General features: G+C 51.0%; 12 protein-coding genes. All 12 read right to left on the minus strand.

What is annotated here, in order from left to right:
• Positions 1-20 precede the first annotated feature (20 nt).
• The 12 genes from GGC63_RS12920 to GGC63_RS12975 all read right to left on the minus strand — a co-directional run bounded on the left by GGC63_RS12920 (position 21) and on the right by GGC63_RS12975 (position 15,704).
• A complete protein-coding gene (locus GGC63_RS12920) occupies positions 21-1,424 on the minus strand; it encodes a UDP-N-acetylmuramoyl-tripeptide--D-alanyl-D-alanine ligase (RefSeq protein ID WP_192702694.1) in 1,404 nt (467 codons plus the stop codon).
• On the minus strand, positions 1,417-2,907 hold the full coding sequence (locus GGC63_RS12925) for a UDP-N-acetylmuramoyl-L-alanyl-D-glutamate--2,6-diaminopimelate ligase (protein ID WP_192702695.1): 1,491 nt from the start codon (positions 2,905-2,907) through the stop codon (positions 1,417-1,419). The genes GGC63_RS12920 and GGC63_RS12925 overlap by 8 nt, the downstream gene beginning before the upstream one ends.
• Before the next feature lie 89 nt (positions 2,908-2,996).
• Complete coding sequence (locus GGC63_RS12930) at positions 2,997-4,937, minus strand: stage V sporulation protein D (RefSeq protein ID WP_192702696.1); 1,941 nt, start codon at positions 4,935-4,937, stop codon at positions 2,997-2,999.
• A gap of 81 nt (positions 4,938-5,018) precedes the next feature.
• Complete coding sequence (locus tag GGC63_RS12935) at positions 5,019-7,322, minus strand: penicillin-binding transpeptidase domain-containing protein (protein ID WP_225948173.1); 2,304 nt, start codon at positions 7,320-7,322, stop codon at positions 5,019-5,021.
• 21 nt (positions 7,323-7,343) lie between these two features.
• Complete coding sequence (gene ftsL, locus GGC63_RS12940) at positions 7,344-7,772, minus strand: cell division protein FtsL (RefSeq protein ID WP_079910493.1); 429 nt, start codon at positions 7,770-7,772, stop codon at positions 7,344-7,346.
• A 48-nt stretch (positions 7,773-7,820) separates the two neighbouring features.
• The gene (gene rsmH / locus GGC63_RS12945; RefSeq protein WP_192702697.1) at positions 7,821-8,771 is read right to left on the minus strand and encodes a 16S rRNA (cytosine(1402)-N(4))-methyltransferase RsmH; all 951 of its coding nucleotides are present in this window, start codon (positions 8,769-8,771) and stop codon (positions 7,821-7,823) included.
• A 34-nt stretch (positions 8,772-8,805) separates the two neighbouring features.
• Positions 8,806-9,243, minus strand: coding sequence for a division/cell wall cluster transcriptional repressor MraZ (gene mraZ, locus GGC63_RS12950; protein WP_079910494.1), 438 nt, complete (start codon positions 9,241-9,243; stop codon positions 8,806-8,808).
• Positions 9,244-9,360: 117 nt separating this feature from the next.
• Positions 9,361-10,422, minus strand: a complete 1,062-nt coding sequence (locus GGC63_RS12955; RefSeq protein WP_192702698.1) for a DUF4349 domain-containing protein — start codon at positions 10,420-10,422, stop codon at positions 9,361-9,363.
• A 134-nt stretch (positions 10,423-10,556) separates the two neighbouring features.
• The gene (locus GGC63_RS12960) at positions 10,557-11,819 is read right to left on the minus strand and encodes an adenosylhomocysteinase (protein WP_079910496.1); all 1,263 of its coding nucleotides are present in this window, start codon (positions 11,817-11,819) and stop codon (positions 10,557-10,559) included.
• Between the two features lie 111 nt (positions 11,820-11,930).
• Positions 11,931-13,571, minus strand: a complete 1,641-nt coding sequence (gene bshC, locus GGC63_RS12965; RefSeq protein ID WP_192702699.1) for a bacillithiol biosynthesis cysteine-adding enzyme BshC — start codon at positions 13,569-13,571, stop codon at positions 11,931-11,933.
• A 154-nt stretch (positions 13,572-13,725) separates the two neighbouring features.
• Entirely contained in the window at positions 13,726-14,682 is a 957-nt protein-coding gene (locus GGC63_RS12970; RefSeq protein WP_192702700.1) for an ABC transporter ATP-binding protein, read from the minus strand.
• Positions 14,679-15,704, minus strand: a complete 1,026-nt coding sequence (locus GGC63_RS12975) for an ABC transporter ATP-binding protein (RefSeq protein WP_079910499.1) — start codon at positions 15,702-15,704, stop codon at positions 14,679-14,681. The genes GGC63_RS12970 and GGC63_RS12975 overlap by 4 nt, the downstream gene beginning before the upstream one ends.
• Positions 15,705-15,742 lie beyond the last annotated feature (38 nt).

Raw genomic sequence — 15,742 nt, forward strand, 5'->3', positions numbered from 1 at the left:
CCCTGTTGTTGCCTATGATTCTACTTGACTTGTTGAAGCAGCGTTACGACCTGCTCCAGCTTCATGCCGCGTGAGCCCTTGACCAATACGACGTCTTCCGGTGCCGCGTATGCAGCGACAGCTTGCGCCATCTGACTCTTATCCTCGAATGTATGAACGCGTCCTGCCGAATATCGTGTGGCGGCCTCTTCCGATATCAATTGTGCCAGCTTGCCGAATACGTATACTCTATCGATGGTTACCGGATTCAATAGGCGGCCGATCTCTCTGTGAAATTCCTCTTCCCGTTCCCCGAGCTCCAGCATATCGCCAAGAACTACAATCTTCCGCCGATAGCCCTGAAGCTCCTCCAGAAGGGAGAGCGCCGCTTTCATAGAAGTAGGACTTGCATTATAAGCATCGTTTAAGATGGTAAGCCCCGAAGGTGCCTTAAGCATTTCAATTCGCATGCCGGTCATAACGGAGGCTCTCAGGCCTTCCGCGATCTTGGCGGCAGGTATGGCAAAATGAATCCCCACGGCGATAGCTGCCAGAGCGTTTACTACGTTATGGAAGCCCAGGAGTGGTATATAGAAGGACACGCCATCGAACCGTTCAATGCGAAAATGCGTTCCGGCTGCATCCATCCGGGTATCGGAAGGATACAAGTCATTGTCCTTGTTGGCGCCAAAACGAACGTGATGAACCCTTGTCGCTTTCATTCCACCTTCCGCTTTCAGCTCAGGAAGCACCTTCTCTATCAATGGCTCGTCGCCATTGTAGACGAGCGTCCCGTCCTGCTGCAAACCGGCCAAAATTTCCGTCTTCGCCCTTGCGATCTCTTCCCGGCTTCCGAGCTGGAGCAGATGCGCCTCGCCGATATTTGTAATCACTACAATCTCCGGTTCGGCCATTTCCGACAAGAAACGGATTTCCCCCCGGCCGCTCATTCCCATTTCGAGAACGGCGACCTCCGTGTCCTCTTCAAGCTGCAGCAGCGTCAAAGGAAGACCGATATGGTTATTGTAGTTGCCCAATGTCTTATGCACCTTATAAGAAGCGGACAATACGGAAGCGGTCATGTCCTTCGTCGTTGTTTTCCCGTTGCTGCCGGTGATCCCTACTATGCGGACAGGCAGCTGCAAGCGGTACGCTTTTGCGAGCTGCTGAAGTGCCTTTAGCGTATCATCCACCAGGATTAACGGAACACCTTCCGGACGATTATCGTGATCGTTCTGCCACAGCGTTGCCGCCGCTCCTTTGGACACAGCATCAAGAGCGAATTCATGCCCGTCGAACGATTCTCCGATTAAAGGCACATACAAGTTGCCTTCCTGCAGCGTGCGCGTATCCTTGGACACGCCCTTTATCACCAGATTATCGTCACCATATGCGAGAGTGCCTCCCGCCATGTCGGCTATCTGCTTTAATGTACGTTTAATCATGGTATCGTCCCCTTATTGCTTCTTTGGCGACCTCACGGTCATCAAAATCATGCTTGACTCCCATGATTTCCTGATAGGTTTCATGCCCTTTCCCCGCAATCAATACTACATCGTCAGGGGTTGCCCGAGCAACGGCTTTTTGAATAGCTTCCCGCCGATCGGTGACCAATTCGTATCGATCCTCATGCAGACCCGCCTCTACAATACCCGGTACGATATCCTGCAGTATTCGTTCCGGATCCTCGGTACGCGGGTTATCGGAGGTTACATACACATAATCGCTGTACGCCGCCGTTACTTTGCCCATTAACGGGCGTTTTGTCCGGTCCCGGTCCCCGCCGCAGCCAAACACGCAGTAAACCTGGCCTTTGGCAAACTGCTTGATCGTGGAGAGTGCATTCTCCAGACCATCTGGTGTATGCGCATAATCGACCAGCACAAGAAATGGCTGTCCTGCGTTGACGATTTCCATACGCCCATCCACGGATTCGATCGCCTCCAGGCTTTTTTTCACGGCCTCAAGAGGAATTCCTTCCAATAAAGCGGCTGTTATGGCAGCCAGCGCATTATACACATTGAATTTACCGACCAGCTTCATTTGGATATCCGCCGTGCCGCGGAAGGTTACGCAGCGGAAGCGTGTGCCTTTGGACGTGATCTCGATTTGCTCGGCGCGCACGTCGGCGTCATGATCGATCCCATACGTTATGACCTGTGCGGAGGTCAGCTTGGAATAATACTCCGAAGCGGCGTCATCCACGTTCAGGACGGCGAAGCGGTGCTCGTCGGGATCATCCGAAAAGTCGTTGCCGAGCCGGGAGAACAGGAGTCCTTTGGCCGCTTTATACTGCTCCATTGTTTCGTGATAGTCCAAATGATCCTGGGTCAGGTTCGTAAAAATGCCGGTGCGAAAGCTGCAGCCTTTGACCCGGCCCAAGTCAAGCGCATGGCTGGATACTTCCATAATGCAGTAATCGGTGCCGGCGTCGGCCATAAGCCGCAGGTTTTTTTGCAGATCAACGGCTTCCAGCGTCGTACGCTCCATCCCGGTCACCGTAGAACCGATTTTCATCTTGATCGTTCCCATCAGTCCGGTGCGGAACCCCTGATCGCTAAGTATCGCTTCGATCAGATACGTGCTGGTCGTCTTACCGTTAGTGCCGGTGACTCCAATCACTTTCATCTGACGGCTGGGATATTGATAGAAATGATTGGCTATGACTGCCATTGCAAACCGGCTGTCCTTAACAACAAGCTTCGGTACATCCACATCGACATCATGCTCTACAACCAGAGCCGCAGCTCCCATTTCTACGGCTTTTGCTGCATATTCATGACCGTCTGTTACCAAGCCGGAAATGCACAGGAACAAATCACCGGGCTGCACCTTGCGAGAATCGGTCTGAATCCCGGTAAACACCGTCTCGCCGTCACCCAAAATATGGCTTACTGCTAACTGAGAAGCCAGTTCCTTTAGCTGCATGAGTCCCCCTCCGTTTTTTACACATGGTATCTATTATGGACAAAAAACGCTCCGATGAAAAGCCCAAATTTTCATTTTCATAGAAAATGTTATTTTGGAGAATCCGGGCTGGGCGCGGTGTCCGACAAATAGATGCGAATGGTTGAGCCTTGCTCCACCTTGGCCCCCGCTTTGGGAACCTGATTGACAACATAGCTTCCTGTGCCGGATTTGGCCAGCAGGAAATCCGAGTTCATATCCTCGTAAATATCCGTAATACTCATCCCTATCAAACTGGGAACCTCCACTGTCTTCGTATCCCCATAAACATATTTGCGGTTAAGCTGATCCTTGCGCGGAGACACATTCATATAATGGAGCGCGTCCTCCATGATGTTTTTAACAAGCGGCGCGGCTATAAGTCCGCCGAATTGCACACCCTGCGGGTTATCGACGGCTGCATAGACGACAACCTTCGGATCATCCGCAGGAGCAAAGCCGATAAAGGAGACAATATGCTCTGTAGCGGAATACCTGCCGTTCACTACCTTCTGGGCCGTACCTGTCTTGCCGCCGACACGATACCCTTCTATGAAGGCGTTACGACCTGTACCATTCGCTACGACGCTCTCTAACGTTTCCCTAACCTGCTTGGAGGTTGCTTCCGAGATCACCTGACGAACAAGCTCCGGCTGCTCCTTCGCTACCAATTCTCCGGTCTCCGGACTGTACCAAGCCTTCGCTACGTGGGGCTTAAAAAGCTTCCCTCCGTTAATGGCTGCCGACACGGCCGTAATCTGCTGAATCGGCGTAACCGACACCCCTTGACCGAACGAGGTCGTTGCAAGCTCAACCGGTCCCACCTTCGAGGGTTTGAACAAGATTCCGTTCTCTTCCCCGTTCAGATCGATTCCTGTTTTTTTTCCGAAGCCGAAATTCGTAATATAGTTAAACAGCGTCTCCTTGCCCAAGCGCTGCCCCATGGTGACAAAGCCGGGGTTGCAGGAGTTCTCGACCACCTGCAGAAACGTCTCGCTTCCGTGTCCTCCCCGCTTCCAGCAGCGCAGATTTGCACCCGCCACTTTAATGGAGCCTGGATCGAAGAAAGGTTCGCTCAAATTGACCTTCTTCTCTTCCAGGGCGGCAGCCAAAGTAATGATTTTGAAGGTGGAGCCGGGCTCATACGTCATCCAGATCGGAAGATTGCGATCATAGCTTTCCTTCGGGAAATCTCTGAAGCTTCCCGGATTAAAGCCCGGCCTCGCTCCCATAGCCAAAATTTCGCCGTTATTCGGATCCATCATGATAGCGATTGCGTCGTTAGCCTGATACCTCACCATCGCCTGATCCAGCTCGCGTTCAAGAACGGACTGCAAATGATTGTCGATAGTGAGCTGCAAATTCAAGCCGTCCCGCGGCTTTACATATTCCTCGGAGGAATTGGGCATGAGACGTCCTGCTGCGTCCGATAAATAAGCAATGCTCCCTTTAAGACCTGTGAGCAATTTGTCATACTTTAATTCTATGCCCGTCAATCCTTTATTATAAATATCCGTGAACCCAAGAATATGGGCCGCAAGGCCGCCGAACGGATAATACCGTTTATTGTCCTCGGCGACCACAATGCCCGGGATTTGCAGTTGGCTAATCTCGTTGGCCTTTTCCAGCGTAATTTTACGGCCGGCAGGCTGTATCCGGACACTGGATTGCTTCTTCGTAATCAGTTTATAGATGGAATCCTCGGTTACCTGCAGCTGGGACGCCAGCTGCGCAGCCGCAGCCTTCGCGTCTTTGATTTGGGCAGGGATGGCATAAATCGTAGGAGAGCTGATATTATAAGCCAGCTGTACTCCATTGCGATCCCATATCTCCCCCCGTTTGGCTTCGAACGGGATTTCCCGGCGCCACAGCTTCTCAGCCATCTCGGATAATTCCGGCCCCATCCATAACTGGACGTATCCCAGCCTTACAATCAATGCGGCAAACAGTATAGTTCCTACAATTAAAGCGGCAAACAGCCGACGACGTACCGTTACGTTCGATGCCCTCATGACCGATCTATCCCCTCCCGAAAGGTTGTCTAGATTGTTTCATATCCAGACTATTCGGGACAACCTGAGGATAGAACAAGCTTACCGGCCCGACTGGGCAACTTTTTTGCCTGAGGCTTCGTTTCCTTTCGAAGGATCGGCTGCTTTGCCTGTATCCTTCTTATCGGACTTGGTCCCGCCGGAGTCGTTAATCGGCGTTTGCAGCAATTCGTTATATGGCTTGAGCTGCAAAGTAACGACTTTGGTATCCCCTTCCGTCGACACGGTTTGCGAAGCGACATACCCTTCGCCAGAGGATTGACATTTGGCCTTGATAAACGTACACACTTCGAGCGCATCCCTCAACGATTTGCCCGTTAAATCAGGTACGGCAGAATCGCCATTCTCCTGCATCGTTACATAAATTCGTTGGGTGGAGCCGATTTCTGTACCAGGCGCCGGAGATTGGGACGTAATTTTAGCTCCTTTGCCGATAGCCTCCACAACAACGTCATATTTATTGAGTGCGGTTCTGGCCTGCTCCAGCGTCATGCCGACCAAGTCCGGCAGCGTCGTTGTCTTCACTTCTTTTTCCGCGGCTTTTTGCTGCTGCGAAGAAGAAGGAACACCCATGTAACGCAGCGTTTGCGCTACAATCTCCTTAAAGGCCGGAGGAGCTACATCACTACCCAGATGGTAGTTACCGCCCAAATCAGGCTGGTCTGCAATAATGCTGACCAAAATTTTCGGGTCCTCCACCGGAGCAAAGCCGATAAAAGAAATAACCCATTTATTAGGAGAATACCCTTTGCCGCCCGGCTCAACCACGTTGGCCGTTCCCGTCTTGCCTGCGACACGATATCCTTCGATTGCCGCTTTTTTCCCCGTTCCGATTTTTTGGTCGCTTACGACCTGCTCCAGCAGCTCACTTACCTGCTTGGCCGTCGATTCGGAAACTACCTGCCTCACGAATTTCGGCTCAAACGATTGAACGACCTCTTTGGTACGAGGATTATAGATCTCTTTAACAACATGAGGCCACATCAGCTTGCCACCATTGGCGATTGCCCCGTAGGCAGCAGTTTGCTGGATAGACGTGGTGGTGATGGGACCCTGACCGTAAGTAGCCGTAGCGAACTCTACCGGGTTTTTCATATTCACGACACCTTTGACCTCACCGGCTATGTCGATACCCGTTTTAGCCCCAAAACCGAACTTTAATATGTACTGTCTCAGAAGATCTGTTCCAAGCTTCTCATACCCCAGTTTAACAAAAGCAACGTTACTGGATCGTTTCAAGCCCTCTAAATAGGTAATCGGACCCCAACCGACGATATTATGGTCATGAAGCCTATTTCCCGGAACCGCAATGGAGCCGGACTGAAACGTATCGTTCGGGTTGAACTTCCCTTCCTCAACCGATGCAGCTAATGTAACGATCTTAAAGGTAGAACCCGGCTCATATTGTGAAGCTACCGCATTGTTGAAGAAATCCTGCTGCTTGGATTCCCAATATTTGTTCGGGTTAAAGTTCGGAAAACTTGCCATTCCAAGTATTTCCATCGTTTTCGGATCGGCCGCGATGGCCGTTATGCTATTTGGATGGTATTGGTTATACACCTTCTCCAATGCACTTTCTACATAATACTGAATATTTTTGTCTATAGTCAGCTTTACGTTATTGCCGTCGACCGCAGGCACATAATTGACTTTCGCGTCCGGCAGCTCGACCCCGTGCAGGTCCTTTTCATAGGAACGGTGTCCCGGAATCCCCTTCAATTCCTTATCTAACGAGAGCTCCAGACCCATAACAGGCTTTCCTTCTTTATTGTCGTAGCCCAGCAGGTGAGCGGCCAGCTTCCCTCCAGGATAGAAGCGTTTCTGTTCTTCTATGAGCGTAATACCGCTTGAGTAAGGCTTTCCCCCCTGCTTCTTCAGCTCCTCCGACAATTGTTTGATTTGTTCAGCGACCTCTGCGTCTATCTTCCAGCCTTCATTGCGAAGCTCCACTTGGGGATATTGTGCAGTCGGATATTCTTTGGTCACGATCTTCCTTATCTTGTCTTCTAATTCAGCCACAGCCGCGGGATCATCCGATGTTTTCAATATGGCTGCCAGCCCTTTGGTTACTGCCGTTTGAATGCCTTTGGTTTGTATGATCTTCGGATTCAAGGCAACGGTATAGGCAGGGGCATCCTCCGCCAGTACATTGCCGTTGCGGTCAAAGATCATGCCGCGAACCGGACGGATGTCTTCCTCCGCCGCCCACTTTTTCTGCGCTTCAGCAAGCAGCACCTTGCCGTCAACGATTTGGACCCAATATAATCGGCCTACAATAGCAACAAAAAGGAGGGTAAATACCCCCCCGATTAACAATGATCTCAGCTTCGTTTTTTTGTTCATCATTCATCTCTCCCAGTCAGATGATTACGGGGTTTCCGTTTTTTTCTGGTTGGCAGCCGTTGCGCCAGAGGTGCTTTCGGTGTTTTGCCGAGCTACCTTACTGATTTGCTTTTCATCCGTCGGCACCATCCCCCATTTTTTCGCTTCTTCTCTTAAACGGTCCGGACTGGAAAGCTTGTCTATCGTACGCTTGAGCACGTTATTTTCCGCCTGCAGCATTTGAATATCGCTCTCGAGCTTCATGATTCTTGTGTTCATCTCATAAATTTGCGCATAACGCCAAATAATTAGGCTGGCGACGGCTACGCATACAAGAACGGTAAAAAGATACAACAGCTTCTCTTGGACTGGAAGCGATTTACTCCGGTAAACGATTTTTTTCGTTTCCTTGACATTCACCTTTTGACCCGACTTCTGCTCGACAGCCAAATTCCCATGAATGTATGCAGGCATATAGGTTCTCCTCCTTCGCCGCTTGCAAAATAATAGACTTGAACTAATTTATAGTTTCTCAGCGATCCGCAGCTTAGCCGAACGGGCTCTTGGATTGGCTTCCAGCTCTACCTTGCCGGCTTCAATAGGCTTACGGTTAACCAGCTTGACGATTCCTTTGCTGCCGCAAACACATAGCGGAAAATCCGGCGGGCATGTGCAGCGTTCAACATACTTGGCAAAGGTTTGCTTACAAATCCGATCCTCCAGCGAGTGGAACGTAATAACCGCTACGCGTCCACCCGGTGCCAGACAGCGAATGGATTGCTCCAGCGCCTCCTCGAATGCCCCCAGCTCATCATTAACGGCAATGCGCAATGCCTGGAAGCTTCGTTTGGCCGGATGCGGTCCGCTGCGGCGGGCTGCGGCGGGAATGCCTTCCTTGATCAGCTCCACCAGCTGTCCCGTCGTTTCGATAACACCCTTGCTTCTTGCTGCTGCAATCACAGCGGCTATGCGCCGTGCAAACTTCTCTTCCCCATATTCGAATAAAATACGGGCAATTTCCTGCTCCGGCCATTCATTGACGATTTCCTTGGCCGTAAGGTCCGTCGTCCGGTCCATTCTCATATCAAGCTCCGCATCATGGTTATAGCTGAAGCCTCTATCGGCTTCGTCCAGCTGCGGCGACGACACTCCCAGATCGAACAAGATTCCGTCCACTTGTGGAATCCCGTCTTTCACAGCCCTTGGAATATGACGAAGCTGATTCTCGATCTCGCGAAAATTGCTTCTAACCAGCTTAACTTTATCCATATAGGGAGCCAGCTTGGTCTTCGCATTCTCCAGCGCCGCATCGTCCTGGTCAAATGCAATGAGCAGACCCTGATCATTCAATTGAGAAGCAATTGCTGAGCTGTGCCCTGCTCCTCCCAAAGTACAGTCAACATATACGCCGTCCGGCCTTATTTCCAAACCTTCAACGGCTTCTTCCTTCAAAACGGTGATGTGATGAAACATGATGCATAATCCTCCTGTATAGGTCATTCGGTATTTATAAATCAAAGTTAAAATCCACAAGCTTCTCGGCAATTTCGTTGAACGATTCTTCCGATTGTTGGGCATAGGATTCCCACATTTGCTTGCTCCAAATCTCGACCCGATTAGAAACACCGATGACGACGCAGTCCTTTTCCAATTTGGCGTGCTCAATAAGATTGTTAGGCAAATTCATCCTTCCCTGCTTATCGAGCTCACATTCCGTAGCTCCGGAAAAGAAAAACCGCGTAAATGCGCGCGCGTCCGATTTCATTAAGGGCAGAGCCTTCAACTTCTGCTCCAGTACACTCCACTCTTCCCTGGGGTAAACGAACAAGCATTGGTCCAAGCCGCGGGTTACGATGAATGAGGGTCCAAGGGCTTCGCGAAATTTAGCCGGCACGATCATCCGTCCTTTATCATCGATGCTGTGCTGGTATTCGCCCATGAACATGTCAACCCTCACCCCTTTCCACCACTTTACCCCACTTTCCACCACTTGTATAGTTAGTTTTCTCCACAAAAACAAAAAATCCTGCTACAGAGCAGGATTTCACAAAATATTTTCATCTTAGGCTTCCGGCCGTTCTTCATCGTTCGACGAAATTTGAATGGATTCCCGGTTTTCTTCCGTCAGTTTTTTTCTTAATTCGAGCTGTTTCTTCTTTCTCGACCTACGAACGAGCAGGGTGGGGATCAGGATGACAGCCAGCACGATGGCTACAGGCAATACGGCCGCGGCCACAATGACGATCCACTGAAGAATGACGGACAGTACGGCGGTGCTGCCGCTCCATGCCGAGGCAGCCCTTTGAACCAGCGGCCCGCCTTCCTGGCCTTTGATGACCGCCGCAGAGCCCATCTTTTGAACCAATCGAAGCTCAATAGTGGAATAAGAAACATTTTGCTCCAAGTATCTCATTCTCCCTTTGATGCGCTCAATCTCCTCCTGCACCTTACCAAGCTCATTGGAGAAAGCAAGCAGCTCGTCGGTTTTCGAAGCTTTCTCCATAAAAGCGACCAAACGCTTCTCCACAACCTGCTTCGCATTTAACCGGGCCGTCAAATCCACATATTCCTCCGACACGTCCTGACCCTGCACGCTTTTTTGGGATGTGGAGTGAATCTTCTCCAGTTGATTCAGCAAGGAGCTGAAGCCATTCACTGGGACCTTGATGACGAAATTCCCGCTTTTCTCATAAGCCGTCTCGCTCTGGTTGAACTGGAGCACGTAGCCTCCCGATTGCCTCACGGCATCTTCGATTAATTGCTGGGCATCCTCGTACTTGTCTACCTGCATGGTCATGCTGGCTCTGTAAATGATTTTGCGGTCCGGCGCATCAACCGACGTGAGGCTGGTTCCGTTGTAGCTGTTAGGTGCCTGGGCAGGCACGGAGGCAGCCTGTGGTTCCGCCCTGTTACCCTCGGCGCCCGACACAGCTAAGGCTGAGCTTTGATTCGAATCCGTTTTGATGGATTTGGCACTATCACTTGCCCCCGCAGAATATTCCGAGCTTTTGCTCTGATCTGCGGCTCCGCAGCCTGTTAGGACGACAGCCAGCAAAGCGGCTATTGCCCATTTTTTCCAACCGTGCTTCGATAATACCCGCACTCTATCCCCTTTGACCCCCATACACGATCCCCCCTATGGAATCTTCCTATATACGCCGCAACCGGCGATACTTTATAAACGAGGAGAATCGTGAGTTTGTTGCATAAATTTGGGAGTGAAAAAAGCCTTCCCATAAGGGAAGGCTTCACCTTTCATTAATGCTCGGTCCAGCTGTCCAAATAAGATTTTTGCTCTTCAGACAACGTATCGATGGAAACGCCCATGGATTCCAGTTTGAAACGGGCTACTTGCTCATCAAGCTCGTAAGGCACGTTAACGACCTTTTGACCGATTTGCTTGTAATTGTCATTCACATATTTCAGAGACATGGCTTGCAGCGCGAAGGTCATATCCATAATTTCCGCCGGATGACCGTCTCCTGCAGCCAAGTTCACCAGACGGCCTTCGGCGATCAGGTAGAACTTGCGTCCATCCTTCAGCGTATACTCTTCAATGTTGCGGCGAACCGTACGCTTGGATACAGACAGCGCATCCAGCTCAGGTTTGTTCACTTCTACATCAAAGTGGCCGGCGTTCGATAGAATCGCTCCATCCTTCATCACTTCGTAGTGCTCTCCGCGGATGACATCGCGGTTACCCGTAACCGTAACGAAGAAATCACCAATCTTGGCCGCTTCCTTCATGGACATAACAGCAAATCCGTCCATATAGGCTTCAACCGCTTTAATGGCATCGATTTCGGTTACGACTACATTGGCGCCAAGACCTTTAGCCCGCATAGCCACCCCTTTACCGCACCAGCCGTAGCCTACAACGACGACCGTCTTGCCTGCAACAACCAGGTTAGTTGTACGGTTAATGCCATCCCAGACGGATTGACCGGTTCCGTAGCGGTTGTCGAACAAATATTTGCAATAGGCATCATTAACTGCAACCATCGGGAACTGCAATTGGCCGTCTTTTTCCATAGCTTTCAAACGCAGAATGCCCGTCGTCGTTTCTTCGGCGCCGCCGCGAACGTTCTTGAGCAGATCCTTACGCTCGGAGTGCAGAATGGATACAAGGTCGCCGCCGTCGTCAATGATCAGGTCCGGTTCGGTTTCCAGGGTTTTGATCAACAATTCCTTGTACTCCTGAGGCTCAGGATTGTACTTGGCGAATACAGTGATGCCGTCTTCCACAAGAGCCGCACATACGTCATCCTGTGTCGAGAGCGGGTTGCTTCCGCAAATGGTAACGTCAGCGCCTCCGGCTTGAACCACTTTAGCCAGATAAGCGGTTTTGGCTTCAAGGTGCAAAGAGATCGCAACCTTCAAGCCTTTAAAAGGCTGCTCTTTCTCAAATTGCTCGCGGATCCGGTTCAATACCGGCATGTGGGCATTCACCCAGTCGATTTTCAAGTGGCCTTCCGGGGCCAATGCAATGTCCTTAATAATGCTGCGTTCTTTCGTATTCATATATCATCCTCCAAATCTTGTTTATAGGCTTCAGCCATTGGTATAGATCGATTGCCCCTCATGATGTCTTTATATAAATCAAAGCTAAGGCCGGTGCAGACCCGCTTCGCTTTATAGATAGCATACCTTATGCAGTCCGTCGAGCTCCAACTCGCCGTCTACAAGCTCATACAGCCACTCGGTTCCGTATTTATTGAGATAAGACATTATATTATAGACCCTCTCCTGTGGTTTCCCCAGAGGAAGCACGGATAGCCCGATCCGCTGAAACTGACGGAGCGAAGCGTCGAATTGGGAACGAACCGCGTCGGCAGCCTTATGCTCCAGAAATCCGATTTGCTCCAAAATCTTGGCCATATTCGTCTCCCCCAGCTTCCCAAGGCCCGGATTCACTCCGGAAATGAGCTCAACTAGCGGCTGATAGCTTTCTTTGAACTGAACCCTCACTTGCTCGAATCGCTCCTCGAGCTTCAGGCTGTCCTGCTCCTTCAGCCATTGCTGCTGCTTCTCCTCAAGCCGGTACAGCACATCATCCAGGGACAAGCCGTATTTCGTCATGTTTTTCTGGACAATTCCTTCCATTAATGTCACTTCTACGCGCGGAATGACAATCGGCATCTTCATCCCCGCGTAATGGAATGCATCGCGCGTCAATCCCCAATAAGCAATTTCGCCCGGCCCGAGCACCGTCCCCAGCACCGGCAGGACATAGTCCTGCATCAGAGGCCTGGTCAGGACGTTGTTACTGAACCGCTCCGGCGCCGTCTCTGTCCAGTCCAGCAGCTGACTCAGAGAATACCGTCTTTCCTGTTTACGGTCTGTAAACAGCTGCGGATCTTCCTCCGAAGCATACAGCAGAATGCGTTCATCTTCATCGAAAATGAACAAATTCGCCCCCCGCTCATGCATCTCCACCTGAGAGGCGTAGCCAAGCTCATTCACACGCTGCTTTCCTTGAAGGTACGCCGCATGCAAAGGCGCCTGCTGCTCCAGCAGCCGGCGGAACATAGGCGCTTCGACCCGGCGCAGCGCAGGATCGTCTGAATCCAGCAGCACAAGACCGTAGGAACCGAACAGCTTAGCCATCAGCTGACCGAAGAAATCAACCAGCGTCGATGAGCTGGCCGCTATGGTCTGAAGAGCGTCCATCCAGGAAGCCTTAAATTCAGTAGGGATCAAGGACGCATCGAGCTGCTGCAGTGCCTCCTCCCATTGCCCGGCGGAAATATCTAGCCGGCTGACCGAGCTGCGCTTCTCGCTCGCAGAACTAACCTTGATTTTGTTCAATTGCAGATCTTGCGACAAAGCATAGATATGATTGACCTCGTCGAAATCGTGATCTTCCCCTGCGATCCAGAAGACGGGCACTACAGGGCGTCCCAGCCGTTCGGAAGCAAGCCGCGCGGAGCGAATCAAGGTTACCGCCTTGTAGATCACCAGCGCCGGGCCAGTGAATAAGCCGGCCTGTTGGCCTCCTGCGATGCAAAGCGTTCGTTCATCGCGAAGCTGCTCTATGGCATGCATTGCCTCAGGAGCGTTATGCAGCCGGGCATTGAAGGCGGATAGCACATCGGCGATTTGTCCGCGATCAGCTGCGGATTGACGTCCGTGATCCAGCCATTCCGCTCTTGCAGCCCATGATGAGCCATCCCATGGATTATAATCGAACAAGGTGCTTACCTTGTCAAATTGGTGAACATAATCCTCCGTGATAGGCTGGCTGGATTTCCAATGAATTGATTCTACTTTCAACAAGGCAGCCGCCTCACTTTACAATGATTTATATGTACCTCTTTGATTGTACACATGATTGGCACAATCGTCAAAAGAGAAAAACAGCAGCCAAACAGAAAGCCAGGCAGTTCAAGGACGACGTCCCGAACAACCCGGCTCTCATGATATTCCATTAATACAAATGGCAGGCTACGTAATGATTAGGCTCTACTTGCTTGAATTCCGGCATCGAAGCCGCGCATTCCGGCATCGCCTTCGGACAGCGGGTCCGGAACGGGCATCCGCTCGGCGGGTTCAATGGGCTTGGAATCTCTCCCTCGAGAATAATGCGTTCCCGAGTGCGCTCTACTTCCGGATCCGGAATCGGGATGGCGGAAAGCAGTGATTCCGTATAAGGGTGCAGCGGCTTGGCGTACAGCTCATCGGAGGTAGTGACCTCGACCAGCTTACCCAGATACATCACGCCGATTCGGTCGGATATATGCTTTACCATCGCCAGATCGTGGGCAATGAATAAATAGGTAAGGCCGTGCTCCTTTTGCAGCTTCTTGAACAGGTTGACCACCTGCGCCTGCACCGATACGTCCAACGCGGAGATCGGCTCGTCCGCAATAATAAATTGAGGCTCGATTGCCAAGGCTCTCGCGATACCGATACGCTGGCGCTGTCCGCCGGAAAATTCGTGAGGGAACCGGCTGGCATGCTCCGAGTTCAAACCTACGGCGTCAAGCAGCTCGAACACCCGTTCTTTCCGTTTGGCGCCGGAATACAACCCATGAATATCTACGCCCTCAGCAATGATGTTTCCGACCGTCATACGCGGATTCAGGGAAGCATAAGGATCCTGGAACACCATTTGCATCTGGCGGCGAAATTCATTCAGCTTGCGTCCGCGCATTTTATGAACGTTCTCGCCATTAAAAATAACTTCTCCTCCGGTAGCATCATACAAATTAATGATCGTACGGCCCGCGGTCGATTTCCCGCAGCCGGACTCCCCTACCAGACCGAACGTTTCCCCGCGCTTCACAGAAAAGTTCAGATTGTCGACTGCCTTCAATATTTTGCCGCCGCCGACTTGAAAATGCTTCTGCAGATTGCGCACTTCCAATATAGTATCCTTGCTCATCGCATTCCACCTCCCACTTCTACAGGACGCTCTACCTTCGGAGCATCGGGGTGAAGCAGCCAACAGGCAGCCGAATGGGTGTCAGTCAGCTTTGTATGCTCCGGATCGATTTCCAGACAAGCTTTCATAGCATAAGGACAACGAGCTGCAAAGGCACATCCTTTGGGTGGAGCGAACAAATCGGGAGGCGTTCCCGGAATAGGAATAAGCTCGCTGTCGGCATCCTGATCCAGACGAGGCACCGAACGCAGAAGTCCCCACGTATACGGATGCTGAGGATTGTAGAACAGCTCGTCTACCGTTCCCTGCTCGACGACCTTGCCGGCGTACATTACGATAACGCGCTGAGCCATTTCCGCAACAACACCCAAGTCATGTGTTATTACTATAATAGAAGCTTCTGTCTTTTCAGACAAGGTTTTCATCAAATCGATGATTTGCGCTTGAATGGTTACGTCCAATGCAGTTGTCGGTTCATCCGCAATCAGCAGCTTCGGACTGCATGCCAGAGCGATGGCAATCATAACCCGCTGACGCATACCGCCGGAAAATTCATGCGGGTACTGATAAATGCGGCCTTCTGGATTGGAAATTCCTACCATTTTTAATATTTCAACCGCTTTTTTGTTAGCTTCGTCTTTCGATATATTATGATGCTTAATCAAGCCTTCCGTAATCTGCTTGCCTATGGTCATGGTAGGGTTCAAGGAAGTCATAGGGTCCTGGAAAATCATGCCCATCTCCGAACCGCGAATTTTTTCCATTTCTTTATCTGTACATAGGGTAACTTCCGTTTTGCCGTCAAACAAAATCGATCCGCCCTTAATGACGCTTGGAGGCGACGGAATCAGTCTCATGATCGTTTGCGCCGTAACGGATTTTCCGCAGCCGGACTCTCCGACGATCGCCAGCACCTCGCCCTTTTTCAATTCGAATGAAACACCGCGTACCGCCTGAACTTCCCCGGCGTAAGTGCGAAAGGATACCTTGAGATCCTTGACCTCTAATATATTTTGACTCATTATTGGCACCTCCTGCTTGCGTTAATATAAGCATAAAG

Origin of the sequence: Paenibacillus sp. OAS669 (genome assembly GCF_014873645.1) — a bacterium.
Taxonomy (GTDB): domain Bacteria; phylum Bacillota; class Bacilli; order Paenibacillales; family NBRC-103111; genus Paenibacillus_S; species Paenibacillus_S vulneris.